A 13,156-nucleotide genomic window follows, 5' to 3' on the forward strand; every position below is an offset into this window, starting at 1 on the left:
ATAATAAAATCCCCGATTACGAATGTAATCGGGGATTTTATTATTCAAAAAAAAAGTAAGCTTAATTCTTATTCTTAGCTTCAATCCATTTTGCCATGTATTTGGTACTTTTTAAGGTGTGATGCTGCAATAAACTCCCCATAAAATTATGCAGTCTATGACTCTCGGAATCATTCAAAAGCGAATTAATCGTTGTCACCAAAGCCGTTGAATACTTACTTAACTGATAACACTCGTTTACAATCGCAACTCCATTTTTCTGAGCTTGTTTCCACAAATTTTCATCATGATACAATTCGACTGCTTTTTTTGCAAACAACTCGACATCATCTGTAATAAAACCATTCCAGGATAAATTGGCATGCATTGCTTCAGAACCAATTGTTGTAGTAACACTTGGCGTTCCGCATTGCATCGCTTCCAACAACTTACCTTTGAGACCGGCACCAAAGCGAATTGGAGCCAGAACAACGCGTGATTTTTTAACCACTTCATTTGCATTTTCAGCTCTTCCCATAATAAAAAAACCATTTTTAGGCTGATGCAGCTGCAAAACTTTCTGCGAAGGATAAGCGCCATAAACTTCTAAAACCGCTTCCGGAAATTGCTTTTTTATCAAAGGCCAAATCGTTTCTTTCAGATACTGAACCGTATTCCAATTGGGTTCATGTAAAAAATTCCCAATGAAAACGAAATTTTTCCGTTCTTCAAACAAAGGCAATTTCAACAAATCCAATTCAGCCATTTCATATACCAGAAATGGCAAATAATACAACAAATCGGAATCTATCTTAAAAACATCCTTTAAAATTTTCATTTCAAATTCAGAAATAATAAAAGACAAATCGCATCTCAGAATACTGGCAATTTCCCGTTTCGCTACTTCTTCAGACAACAAATCATAAAGCTCAAAAGTCCTGTTTTCCTTAAAAGCTTTTTGCCTTGCCGTTCTTAAACAATGCAGATCTTCAGTATCCAATAACCGAATCGCTTTTGGACAATTTTCAGAAACGCGCCAGCCAAATTGCTCTTCGATCATAAAACGGTCAAACAAAACAACGTCCGGATTTAACGTTATGATAAAATCATCAAAACTCGAATTATTCAGTTCAATAGATTTTTTCGTAACACCAAACTCTGATAAATCAACCATAAAATCACTGTCTAAAGCCGGACTGGCAAATGTAATTTCGAATCCATTTTGCTTAAAAATAGAAATCAATTGCATCATTCTTCCTCCCGCAGCAGACGAATTTGGTTCAGGCCAGACAAAGCCAATGATTAAAAGTTTTTTTACCTGATTCATTATAAAATATTTGAGGCTACAAAATAATGCTTTTTTGAGCGCAATCATGCGATATTTCGTGATTTTTAGTAATAAAAAACACTAATTTTGCAAGATCTAAAATGCCGGGAAATTATGTTAGGATTAAAATTAGCCACAGACCCTCGTTGGGTAAATATAGTAGAATCGAATATCGAAGAAATTTTGACAGATCACGCATGGTGTGAACAAAAAGCTGCTTCGAATGCCATAAGCTTAGTTACTTACAATTCTGAATTAGAGGAATTAGTAACTGAAATGCTTGTGATTGCCAGAGAAGAATTAGAGCATTTACAGATGGTACATGACATTATCAAAAAAAGAGGTTTGACCTTGGGTCGTGAAAGAAAAGATCATTATGTAAATGAACTTTTTAAATTCATGAAAAAAGACGGAAGCCGAAAAGACGCTCTTTGCGATCGTTTATTATTCTCAGCAATGATCGAAGCCAGAAGCTGTGAGCGTTTTAAAGTACTTTCAGAAAATATAAAAGACGAAGAATTAGCTAAATTCTATCGCGATTTAATGATTTCTGAAGCAGGCCATTATACCACTTTTCTAGGATTTGCAAGAAAATATACAGACAACATAGATATTGATAAACGCTGGAAAGAATGGATTGAATATGAAGGCTCTATTATTACCAACTACGGAAAAAGCGAAACCGTTCACGGATAATAGATTCTTTTAATTCTACTTACATTTTACCTATAAATACCACAATTTGTTATGTCAGCAAATAAAACGAAGTCTATTTTATTAAAAACGGCTAAATACCTGGGAATTACTTTTGTTGTAATTATTGGATTATTATTCTTAACTCCTATTATTTTTGCTGACAAAATCAAGGAGCAAATTAAAAAAACGGCAAACGAAAAACTAAGCGCAGAATTGAATTATTCTGATGTTTCTGTTTCCTTTTTTCAGCATTTCCCTTCCCTGACCCTAACTTTAAGTGATCTAAGCCTTAACGGATCAGCTCCGTATAAAAGCGAAAAATTCATCACGGCAAAAGAGGTTTCTTTTGGTATAGATGTAGCCAGTCTGGTATTTAGCAAAGAGGTAAAAATTGACCAGATTTATTTATCGGATTCATTTATTAATGTAAAAGTAAATGCAAAAGGCGAAGCAAATTACAACGTTTACAAATCGTCAGCAACAGAAACAGATACTAAAGACAGTACTGATGCAGACGCATCGCTAAAACTGGAAAAAATCGAAATCCTAAACAGTAAAATAATTTATGACGACTTATCTACCAAAGTTCATTTTGATGCTTTTGGATTCAATTATTTAGGAAAAGGAGATTTAACCAAAGCTGTGTTTGATTTATACTCAAAAGCTAAAATCGAGAAACTAAATATCGTTTATGAAGGTGAACCGTATTTAATGAACAAAAAAATTGATGCTGACTTAATTACCAAAGTAAATGTAAATTCGCTATCGTTCTATTTTCAACAAAACAACCTTAAAATCAATCAGCTTTTGGTAGATTTTAAAGGAAAATTTGACTTTTTGAAAGACGGTTACAACATGGATTTTGTCATTAAATCAGATAATAGCAAATTGTATGATGTCTTTACCGCTTTTCCTCCAAAATACATTACCTGGCTTTCTAAAACCGAATTAAAAGGAAACACCAATCTTCTTTTAACATTAAAAGGAAATTATATTGCTTCTAAAAATATTGCACCGGATCTAAATCTGGATGTAAAAATAGACAGCGGATTTGTAAATTATAACAAAAGTGCTTTTCCGGTTTCTAACTTAAATTTAGAAATCAAAACAAAGGTTCCGTCTTTAAATCCGGATCTTGTTATTGTAGATGCAAAAAATTTGTCTTTAAATATCAACCAGGATTACTTAAAGTCGAAATTCTATGTTGAAGGCATAAACACCCCAAATATCAATGCTGATTTTAAAGCCAAAATTGATCTTGAAAAACTAATAAAAGCACTCGGAATCCCGTCTATAGTCCTAAAAGGAAGTTTGGCCGGTGATGTAAAAGCAAACGGGAAATTTGATCTCAAAAACAAACTTTTCCCCGTTACAAACGGAACTATTAATTTGGAAAATGGTTATTTAAAAACACCTTATTACCCAAATCCAATTACCAATATTATCATTAAATCTACCATCAACAATCAAAAAGGAACTTTTGATGATTTGAAAGTAACTCTAAAACCCACTCAATTTACATTTGAAGGCAAACCTGTTTTTGTAGAAGCTGACCTGAGCAACTTTAATGATTTAACGTATGACATTAAAGCAAAAGGCGAACTTGATGTGAATAAAATATATAAAGTTTTCTCCCAAAAAGGACTTGATCTGGATGGTTTTGTAAAAGCTGATCTTGTTTTGAAAGGAAAACAAAGCGATGCCGAAAAAGGAAAATACAGCAAACTTTATAACAAAGGAACTCTTGAACTTAGAAAAATTGGTATCGCATCAGAATATCTGCCAAAAAAATTCATCATCAAAGAAGGGATTTTCAAAATCAATCAGGATAAAATGTCGTTCAATAACTTTTTGGCTGCTTATGGCGAATCAGATTTTAGAATGAATGGATACCTGCAAAACGTTTTCAATTATGTAACCACCAATACAGGCGTTTTAAGAGGCTCTTTTAAAGTTACCTCGCGATACATCAACGTTGATGAGTTTATGTCAAGCACAACGGCAAATACTACTTTAACAGAAACTAAAACAGAAACTCCGGCCCCACAAACCGAAGTAAAACAAACAGGAGTTATCATAGTTCCGACAAATTTGAATTTGCAATTTACAGCAAATGCCCAGAAAGTAAATTTTGACAAATTAAACCTTCTAAATGCAGTTGGAAATTTAAGCATGAACAAAGGCAAACTGAGCATGCAAAACACAGGCTTTAACTTAATTGGCTGCAATGTTGCCATGAACGCCAATTATCAGGCTATTACTCCTCAAAAAGCAAATTTTGATTTTAATATCAAAGGATCTGATTTTGACATTAAAAAAGCATATAACGAAATAGAAGTTTTCAGAAAAATGGCCAGCGCTGCTGAAAAAGCACAAGGAATTGTTTCTGTAGATTACCAGTTAAAAGGCCGCTTAAACAGCAACATGGATCCGGTTTACCCATCACTTGTTGGCGGCGGAACACTTTCTGTGAAAGATGTAAAAGTAAGAGGATTAAAAATGTTTAATGCCGTAAGTAAGGCAACGAACTCTGAATCGATGCAAAATCCTGATCTTTCTAAGGTCGACATCAAAACTACAATCAAGAACAATATCATGACTGTAGAACGCTTCAAATTTAAATTTGCAGGCTTCAGACCGAGAATTGAAGGAACAACAAGCCTGGACGGAAAACTAAACCTAAAAATGCGTTTAGGCCTCCCTCCTCTTGGCATCTTCGGAATCCCTTTAACTGTAACCGGAACACAGGATAATCCGAAAATAAAACTAGGAAGAAAATCCGAAGATCTGGAAGAAACCAAGGATACCGAGTAACAGAATTTAAATTCCACATTTTTAAAATTCCAAATTCCAATTCAGGACCGCAGTTTTCCTAAAAAAACAATATAAACCTTTGTCAAAGTTTATAAAACTCTGACAAAGGTTTTTTACTTTTTAGCTATATTTGATAAAGTTACATACTATTAGATTATGGCTGTTCCCACAAATAAAGAAGAATTGCAAATCGCAATCAAAACCAATTACAATAAGCTTAAAAAAGAGCTATCAGGCATTCCTGTTGAGCTAGCTACGATTACGAATTTAGAAGGACACGCAAAAGATACTGTAATGAGTATTAATAATCTTATTTCTTATCTCACAGGCTGGGGGAAACTGGTACTTAAATGGAATACCAAAAAAGACAACCAAGAGATCGTCGATTTTCCTGAGTCAGGCTATAAATGGAATGAACTCGGAAAACTGGCACAAAAATTCTACAAAGATTACGAAGAGGACAATTTTCTGGTTTTATGTGATAAACTGGACAATACAGTTCACGAAATCCTCTCATTGATTGAACAAAAATCCAACGCTGAACTGTACGAAACTCCCTGGTACGAAAAATGGACATTAGGCAGAATGATACAATTCAATACCGCTTCTCCGTACAATAATGCCAGAGGAAGAATCCGAAAGTGGAAAAAAGAGAATAATCTTCTGTAAACCTAGCTAACAAAAAGGATTTTAGAAACATACAAAATACCTTTACCCAACAACCATAATACTACAGCCAAACCTAATAATTTCCAGGCCCAGGTTTTTCCTCTTTTCCAGTCAGAGAAAAACGAAATTACTTCCATATATTTTATTACAATAAAGATACTTGTCGCTATGAGCGAAAACCAGATGATTTCGTTCAAATGAATATAAAAACCATACAGAAAAACCACCGCAAGAAAAAGAACAGTCACAAATTGCAAATAATAATAGTTTTTATAATTGTACCTGTAATTCAGTTTCGAAGACAGCACCAGGAACGACAATAGCAATAAACCTATCAATGCTGCTATTACAGGATAAAAAACAGCACTCCATTGCAATATAAGTACAGCAGCAACAACAATCGCTATAACCGTGCAAGCCGCAAGAGAATTTATACTTCTGGCTCTGTAATCATTTTTAAAAGGCAGTAAAACGGGATATAAATATTTTTCTAAAGAACGCCAAAATGGTAGTGCATAAACTGCTGCAAGTCCAAATACAACAATTTCATAATTATAAAAAACATCAACAGGAACTTTGTACAACACATATACAAGAGCCAATGTAACAATAATCGCCGGAAGACATATTGTTTTTACAGTTTCCCAGGGATTTGTTCCCCAAAATTTATTTTCTATTTCAAAAAAATATTTTTTAACCCAATATTCTTTAGTAAATAAAGCCGTCGACTGACTCCACAACAAGAACAAACCTAAATGAATAATTACAGTTCGCAGTACAAACTCATCAATTAGGCATCCAAAAATCACACAGACCACACCTATCAAAAACAATTCGTAAGTTAACAAAACAGGTGAAAATAAAAATCTGAACAAGGGCGCTAAACCTCTAATTAATACATTGATGAGTAAACCCCAATATTTTTTAAACAAAGCAATAAGCGCACAAATAGCAATAAATGCAGACAAATAAAACATCCAGTTGGTCAGCAATTGTGTTTTTAGCCAAAACTGAACTGCAGCATCTTTGGGCGGAGAATAAACGATATCAGAATTCGCAAAAATCTGTGCAGCCAATTTATCTCTTACAGCATCATCTAATTCCGGTAATTGATTTTTGTTTTTCAGCCAAAATTGATCCGTCTCAAAACCATTCTTTTTAAGAACCTCATATTCATATAAAATCTTTTTTTGAGAATCATTTAAAGAAACAATTTCATCAACAGAATGAATTTCCTGCGCAAACAGGCTTGTACAGAAAAGAAATAAAAGGAAAACTATTTTTTTCAAAATTGGGTAAGATTAGTCTAACCAAAAATACAAAATAATACATTGAAAAAATTCCAAAATTAAAATTGCTTCGCCTGTTCGCTATCGGATCGAAAGTCTAATAATCCAAAAACCTGCTTCTGTGTCAATTTCAACTAAAAATAAAAACCACATAACACTTATTATATGCTTCCTATAATAAAAAAATGAATTTTACCGTTTTACTTATATATAAGTATACGCCGATAGTAAATTTCAATTTACAGAAAAACAAAAAACCCGTTCGCCAAGGCGAACGGGTTTTGTAATAAGTAATCTAATGATTATGCTTCGAATGGAAGGATAGATACATAAGATTTGTTATCTCTTTTCTTTTGGAACTTAACAACTCCAGCTACTCTTGCGTGTAGTGTGTGATCTTTACTGATGTAAACATTTTCACCTGGATTATGTTTTGAACCTCTTTGTCTAACGATGATGTTCCCAGCAATAGCAGCTTGACCTCCAAAAATCTTAACGCCTAAACGTTTTGATTCTGATTCTCTACCATTCTTCGAACTACCGACACCTTTCTTGTGAGCCATGACGTATGAGTTTAAATATTGTTATTATTCTTTAGTAGCTTCTTTTTTTGCTTTTGGAGCTGCTTTTTTAGCTTTAGGAGCTTCTACTTCTTCAGTAGCTGCATCTTCTGCCACAACTGCTTTTTTAGCTGCTGCTTTTTTAGTTCCGCCTGCTGCAGTAATACCTTCAATTACAATTTGAGTAAGATATTGTCTGTGACCATTTCTCTTTTTGTATCCTTTTCTTCTTTTCTTTTTGAAAACGATAACTTTATCTCCTTTTAAGTGTTGTAACACTTTAGCTTCTACTGAAGCACCTTCTATAGCTGGGGCGCCTAAAGTTACATTACCATTGTCGTCTAATAAAAGAACTTTGTCAAAAGAAACTTTTGAACCTTCTTCATTAGTCAAACGGTTAACATAAACCTTTAAGTCTTTGCTTACTTTGAATTGTTGCCCTGCTATCTCTACGATTGCATACATACCAAATTGATTTATTGATTTTTAAGGTTGCAAATATACAATTAATAATTTACTGTGCAATCTCTTATTCTAAAAATATTTATTTTGCTTTAAATCCTGTTTTTCAAGACATTTTAGGTCGTAAAACAACACATTTAGCTGTAAAATACTGTTAAAATATCCTCAAAACAGAAACAAACCCGTAATTGATAATTAAAAAAAGTTATTTTTGGCGTAACGATAATCAACTCTTGGCTACCTATAAGTTATAGGCAAATAAAAATTATTAATCTTTATGAAAAAATCAATAATGATGTTAAGTGCAGCACTAATGCTCGGCGGAGTGGCTCATGCTCAAAAGGTAGCTTTTGAAGAATATAATTTAGACAACGGAATGCATGTTATTTTGCACAACGATCCCTCAGCTCCCGTTGTGATTACCTCAGTAATGTACCATGTCGGATCAAAAGACGAGCGTCCTGACCGAACTGGTTTTGCGCATTTCTTTGAACATTTATTATTTGAAGGAACACAAAACATAAAACGTGGCGAATGGATGAAAATTGTTACCGCCAATGGCGGAGTAAACAACGCCAATACTTCTGACGACAGAACTTATTACTATGAAGTTTTCCCATCAAACAGTTTAGAACTTGGCTTATGGATGGAATCTGAACGTTTAATGCACCCTATCATCAATAAAATTGGTGTTGACACGCAAAACGAAGTAGTTAAGGAAGAAAAAAGAATGCGTTACGACAATCAGCCTTACGGAAACATACTTCCTGAGGTTAAGAAAAACATGTTCAAAAATCATCCTTACCGCTGGACCACTATCGGCTCTATGAAAGATCTGGATGCTGCAACCCTGGAAGAATTTCAGGCATTTAATAAAAAATTCTACACGCCAAATAATGCTGTTTTAGTTGTGGCGGGAGATTTTGACAAAGCCAAAACCAAAGAATGGATTCAGAAATATTTTGGACCAATTCCGAGAGGAGAAGAAGTAAAAAAACAAACTTTTGTCGAAGAACCGATTAATCAGACCATAAAAGCAACTTATGAAGATCCGAATATTCAGATCCCAATGATCGTTGCTTCTTACAGAACGCCTTCGATGAAAACCAGGGATGCAAGAGTTTTGGATTTAATCTCCTCTTATTTAAGTGATGGCAAAAGTTCGAAACTGTACAAAAAAATAGTCGATGACAAAAAAATGGCACTTCAGATTGGTGCTGTTGGTTTTAGTCAGGAAGATTACGGAATGTACATATTATACGGTTTGCCAATGGCACCTAATACTACAGCCGATATCTTAAAAGAAATGGATGAAGAGATTGTAAAAATCCAAACTGATCTGATTTCTGAAAAAGACTATGAAAAATTACAAAATAAATTCGATAACAATTTTGTGAATGCCAATGCAAGTGTCGAAGGAATTGCTGAAAACCTGGCTTCTTTCTATTTACTTTATGGAGATGTAAACCTGATCAATACTGAGATCGATATTTACCACTCTATCACAAGAGAAGAAATTAGAGAAGTTGCCAAAAAGTACTTAAACCCCAACCAGCGTTTGGTTTTAGATTACATTCCTTCAACTAAAGTTCAAAACTAAGTCTATCGAATCATGAAAAAAATACATACATTTTTAATCCTTTTATTCCTGACTGGAATTATGCAAGCACAAGATCGTCCACAACCAAAACCAGGTCCGTCACCGGTAGTCAACATCAAAAAACCACAAACTTTTGTTTTGGCAAACGGTATGAAAGTTTTAGTGGTTGAAAATCATAAATTACCAAGAGTAAGTTTTAATTTAACCTTAGACAACGCTCCTTTTACAGAAGGAAACAAAAAAGGTGTCGACGAATTAACAAGCAGCTTAATTGGTAACGGAAGCAAAAAAACAACCAAAGAAGCTTTTAACGAAGAGATCGACTTTTACGGAGCAAGCCTTAATTTTACATCATCAGGCGCTTACGCAAGTTCACTTTCTAAATATTCAGGACGTGTTTTAGAGCTTTTGGCAGAAGGTGCTTTGCAACCCAATTTTAGTCAATCTGAATTTGATAAAGAAAAAGCAAAATTAATTGAAGGTCTTAAAGCCGACGAAAAAAGCGTTCCTGCAATTGCAAGCAGAGTTGTTGATGTTTTAGCTTACGGAAAAAATCATCCTTCAGGAGAATACATTTCAGAAGAAACAGTAAAAAACGTAACACTCGAAGATGTTCAAAAAAATTACGCAACATACTTTGTTCCTGAAAATGCTTATTTAGTCATTATTGGTGACGTTAAATTTAAAGAAACAAAGGCAGCCGTAGAGAAACTTTTTAGCGGATGGAAAAAACAAGCTGCACCAAAAAGCACTTATCCAAATCCTGAAAACGTTTCTAAACTTCAAATTGATTTTGTAGATGTGCCAAATGCGGTTCAGTCTGAAATTTCGTTAGTGAATACGGTGAATTTAAAAATGAGCGATCCTGATTTTTTCCCTGCAGTAATTGCAAATCAAATTCTGGGAGGAGATTTTAATAGTTACCTAAACATGAATTTACGCGAGCAGCACGCCTGGACATACGGCGCAAGCTCCAACATTGGAGCCGGAAAATATGTAAGCAAATTCAAAGCTTCATCAGCCGTTAGAAATACCGTTACGGATAGCGCAGTAGTTCAGTTTATTAAAGAAATCAAAAGAATCAGAACAGAAAAAGTTTCTTCGGATGTTTTAAAAAATGTAAAAGCAGGATATATTGGACGATTTGTAATGCAGGTCGAAAAACCACAAGCCGTTGCCAGATATGCCCTGAACATAGAAACAGAAAAACTTCCTGCTGATTTCTACGAAAAATACATTCAAACAATCAACAATGTTACTGCTGATGATATTTATCGCGTTGCCAACAAATATTTCCTGTTAGACAATATGCGAATTGTAATTGCCGGAAAAGGTTCTGACGTTCTTACCGGTTTAGAAAAACTTCAAATTCCGATTTTCTATTTTGACAGATACGGAAACCCTGTTGAAAAACCGGCAACCAAAAAAGAAGCTCCAGCCGGAATTACTGCAAAAACAGTTTTCGAAAATTACCTTAAAGCAATTGGCGGAGAAAAAGCAGTTTCTACAGTAAAAACACTGGCAATGACAGGAACAACAACCGTTCCTCAGGCACCAGGACCTTTGACTTTTACGTCTAAATTAGATTCTAAAGGAAAAATGATGGTTTCCCTTGCTATGGGAACCATGAATCTGATGAAACAAGTTGTAAACGAAAAAGGCGCTTATATCGAACAACAAGGACAACGCAAAAACCTTGAAGGCGCTGATCTTGCTGATATGAAAGCAAACGCCGCTCCTTTTGAAGAATTACAACTCGTAAAAAGAACAGACTTAAAAGTAGAAGGAATCGAGCCTGTAAACGGCAGCGATGCTTATGTAATAAAAGATGGCAAAACAACATATTACTACGATGTAAAATCAGGCTTAAAAACAGCAAAAGGCAAAGTTCGCGAACAAGACGGAAAATCATCTGCTCAAATAACAAACTTCAACGACTACAGAGAAGTAAAAGGTATTAAAGTTCCTTTTAATCTGGTTCAGAATGTAGGTTTTGAATTGGATATAAAAATGTCTGAGATCAAGATCAACGAAGGAGTTTCTGAGAAAGATTTCCTTTAAAGGTTCTGAGGCAATAAGCTGTTAAGGTTCTAAGATTTTTAGAGGCTTTGCCAAAGTTTAAAAACTTTGGCAAAGCTTTTTTTATGCGCACTATTTCTACTCATTGTTTGTCAGGCTGAGCGGAGTCGAAGCCCGCCCCCATTGGCACACTCTTCGACTTCGCATAGAACAACACACATTAAAAGCAAGAAAGGCTGTCGATTACGACAGCCTTTCTTGTTTAATCATTCAACATCCAGATAAGGATTCAGAATTTCTGCTAATTCATTCAACCAGTAGAAACCATTTTCGAGATTTGTTTTCTCGGTTTCCAGTGTTTCACATTCCCGCATCAGGCTCAAGGCAAGCATATAATTCACGTGCCGAATTGTTTTTGCCATAAGTTGCGGATCAATAGAATTGCTGAAAAAATCAGCCAATCTCAATTCTGTTTCTTTTGAAAGGGTGTTTGTACTCATAATTTTGAACATTTAGAGGAATATGAAGCCCGCACATTTTAGGTGTCCTACGCTGTTCAAGGCGTTGCAGTTGTTTCCAATACCGCCACCATTTTGCACGGGCAAAACTTTTTTCTAAAATCATAATATCGAACATTTAGGACCACGAAGATACCTAAAAAACTTCAAATAAGTGAGAATTTTCGCAAAATAAATCACGTATCTGCTCATCCATTTTTGTCATTTCGAGGAACGAGGAATGACAAGATTGCGGATACAATGATTATGGTTAATTTGTGAAATATTTTTCAATCCTAATTTTCAAACCTTTGTAACTTTGAACCTCTGCACCTTTGAACCTGTCTCCACAACAAAGATATTCAATTCAAATCTTTTATTTCTTGGCCGACAAATAAACCCCAATTAAAATAATAAATGCTCCAAAAAACTGAATTGGCGTGAGCATTTCATTATCTAACAATCCCCAGAAAAATGCCACTATCGGGATCAGATATGTTACTGATGTTGCAAAAACCGGCGATGACATTTGTATTAATTTAAAAAACAAAACATTGGCAATTCCGGTCCCTAAAACTCCCAGAATCATTACAAAGTAAATCGAATGCTGCGTGATATCAATATTTATTCTTTGCGAAATATCAGTTGTACTTAAAATAATTAACGCCGGTATCAGCAAAACAGCAAAATTTCCTGTTGTAATACTCACCGAATTCAGATCAGACAAATATTTCTTGATAAGATTGACGTTTATAGCATAACAAAGTGTTGCAATGACTACCAAAATCACATAATAATAGTTTTGTCCCGGATGGGCTGACGCACCACTTAGAACCAACAACAAACAACCTATCAGACCAACAAAAACACCCAGAACCTGTCGTTTTTGAAACTGGATTCCAAAAATAATTATTCCAAGAACCAAAGTATTCAAAGGCGTCAGCGAGTTTAAAATCGCTACAATCGAACTATCGACCTCGGTTTCTGCAATAGCAAAAAGATAGGCCGGAGTAAAAGTCCCGAAAACAGAAGTTACGGCAACAAATTTCCATTGACGGCGCGAGATTTTCTTTAGACTCTTAAAACCAAAAATCAACAAAAACAAAGCAGCAAAAATAATTCGGAACGAACCTACCTGAACAGCTGTCAGACCAACCAGACCTCTTTTTATCAAAATAAAAGAACTTCCCCAAATAAGAGAAAGGACAAGTAAATAAGCCCATTTTAATTGCTTTGCATCCATA

Annotated in this window: 11 protein-coding genes; 5 read left to right on the top strand and 6 right to left on the bottom strand. The window is 34.7% G+C overall.

The annotated features are described in order from the left end of the window. Positions 1-61: 61 nt before the first annotated feature. Positions 62-1,306, bottom strand: a complete 1,245-nt coding sequence (locus B0A67_RS16620) for a glycosyltransferase (protein ID WP_072954578.1) — start codon at positions 1,304-1,306, stop codon at positions 62-64. Positions 1,307-1,420: 114 nt separating this feature from the next. Here B0A67_RS16620 and miaE point away from each other — a divergent pair, with 114 nt between their 5' ends. The 3 genes from miaE (at position 1,421) to B0A67_RS16635 (ending at position 5,485) form a co-directional block, all read left to right on the top strand. Continuing rightward, on the top strand, positions 1,421-2,002 hold the full coding sequence (gene miaE, locus B0A67_RS16625) for a tRNA-(ms[2]io[6]A)-hydroxylase (RefSeq protein WP_035685975.1): 582 nt from the start codon (positions 1,421-1,423) through the stop codon (positions 2,000-2,002). A 51-nt stretch (positions 2,003-2,053) separates the two neighbouring features. Next, positions 2,054-4,816: an AsmA-like C-terminal region-containing protein gene (locus tag B0A67_RS16630; protein WP_072954581.1), complete on the top strand. Its 2,763-nt coding sequence runs from the start codon at positions 2,054-2,056 to the stop codon at positions 4,814-4,816. Positions 4,817-4,972: 156 nt separating this feature from the next. After that, positions 4,973-5,485 (top strand): ClbS/DfsB family four-helix bundle protein, encoded by a 513-nt coding sequence (locus B0A67_RS16635; RefSeq protein WP_072954584.1) that lies wholly within the window; start codon positions 4,973-4,975, stop codon positions 5,483-5,485. A gap of 2 nt (positions 5,486-5,487) precedes the next feature. Here the strand turns inward: B0A67_RS16635 and B0A67_RS16640 are convergent, their stop codons facing one another. The 3 genes from B0A67_RS16640 to rplU all read right to left on the bottom strand — a co-directional run bounded on the left by B0A67_RS16640 (position 5,488) and on the right by rplU (position 7,799). Then, on the bottom strand, positions 5,488-6,774 hold the full coding sequence (locus B0A67_RS16640) for a hypothetical protein (protein ID WP_242670978.1): 1,287 nt from the start codon (positions 6,772-6,774) through the stop codon (positions 5,488-5,490). A 302-nt stretch (positions 6,775-7,076) separates the two neighbouring features. Beyond that, positions 7,077-7,337, bottom strand: coding sequence for a 50S ribosomal protein L27 (rpmA, locus tag B0A67_RS16645; protein WP_035685981.1), 261 nt, complete (start codon positions 7,335-7,337; stop codon positions 7,077-7,079). 24 nt (positions 7,338-7,361) lie between these two features. Further along, the gene (rplU, locus tag B0A67_RS16650) at positions 7,362-7,799 is read right to left on the bottom strand and encodes a 50S ribosomal protein L21 (protein ID WP_072954588.1); all 438 of its coding nucleotides are present in this window, start codon (positions 7,797-7,799) and stop codon (positions 7,362-7,364) included. A 274-nt stretch (positions 7,800-8,073) separates the two neighbouring features. Here rplU and B0A67_RS16655 point away from each other — a divergent pair, with 274 nt between their 5' ends. Beyond that, complete coding sequence (locus B0A67_RS16655; RefSeq protein ID WP_072954592.1) at positions 8,074-9,396, top strand: M16 family metallopeptidase; 1,323 nt, start codon at positions 8,074-8,076, stop codon at positions 9,394-9,396. A 12-nt stretch (positions 9,397-9,408) separates the two neighbouring features. Next, positions 9,409-11,457 carry a M16 family metallopeptidase gene (locus tag B0A67_RS16660; RefSeq protein ID WP_072954595.1) on the top strand — a complete coding sequence of 683 codons (2,049 nt, stop codon included), beginning with the start codon at positions 9,409-9,411 and terminating at the stop codon, positions 11,455-11,457. A gap of 224 nt (positions 11,458-11,681) precedes the next feature. Here B0A67_RS16660 and B0A67_RS16665 read toward each other — a convergent pair whose 3' ends face one another. Then, on the bottom strand, positions 11,682-11,915 hold the full coding sequence (locus tag B0A67_RS16665) for a hypothetical protein (protein WP_072955540.1): 234 nt from the start codon (positions 11,913-11,915) through the stop codon (positions 11,682-11,684). A 373-nt stretch (positions 11,916-12,288) separates the two neighbouring features. Further along, the gene (locus B0A67_RS16670) at positions 12,289-13,155 is read right to left on the bottom strand and encodes a DMT family transporter (protein ID WP_072954598.1); all 867 of its coding nucleotides are present in this window, start codon (positions 13,153-13,155) and stop codon (positions 12,289-12,291) included. Position 13,156 lies beyond the last annotated feature (1 nt).

Source organism: Flavobacterium aquidurense (assembly GCF_002217195.1).
GTDB lineage: Bacteria > Bacteroidota > Bacteroidia > Flavobacteriales > Flavobacteriaceae > Flavobacterium > Flavobacterium frigidimaris.

Excerpts from the sequence above, each read along its gene's own strand:
- B0A67_RS16620 (WP_072954578.1), bottom strand. The coding sequence starts at position 1,306 with ATGAATCAGGTAAAAAAACTTTTAATCATTGGCTTTGTCTGGCCTGAA.
- miaE (WP_035685975.1), top strand. The coding sequence starts at position 1,421 with ATGTTAGGATTAAAATTAGCCACAGACCCTCGTTGGGTAAATATAGTA.
- B0A67_RS16630 (WP_072954581.1), top strand. The coding sequence starts at position 2,054 with ATGTCAGCAAATAAAACGAAGTCTATTTTATTAAAAACGGCTAAATAC.
- B0A67_RS16635 (WP_072954584.1), top strand. The coding sequence starts at position 4,973 with ATGGCTGTTCCCACAAATAAAGAAGAATTGCAAATCGCAATCAAAACC.
- rpmA (WP_035685981.1), bottom strand. The coding sequence starts at position 7,337 with ATGGCTCACAAGAAAGGTGTCGGTAGTTCGAAGAATGGTAGAGAATCA.
- rplU (WP_072954588.1), bottom strand. The coding sequence starts at position 7,799 with ATGTATGCAATCGTAGAGATAGCAGGGCAACAATTCAAAGTAAGCAAA.
- B0A67_RS16655 (WP_072954592.1), top strand. The coding sequence starts at position 8,074 with ATGAAAAAATCAATAATGATGTTAAGTGCAGCACTAATGCTCGGCGGA.
- B0A67_RS16660 (WP_072954595.1), top strand. The coding sequence starts at position 9,409 with ATGAAAAAAATACATACATTTTTAATCCTTTTATTCCTGACTGGAATT.
- B0A67_RS16665 (WP_072955540.1), bottom strand. The coding sequence starts at position 11,915 with ATGAGTACAAACACCCTTTCAAAAGAAACAGAATTGAGATTGGCTGAT.
- B0A67_RS16670 (WP_072954598.1), bottom strand. The coding sequence starts at position 13,155 with ATGGATGCAAAGCAATTAAAATGGGCTTATTTACTTGTCCTTTCTCTT.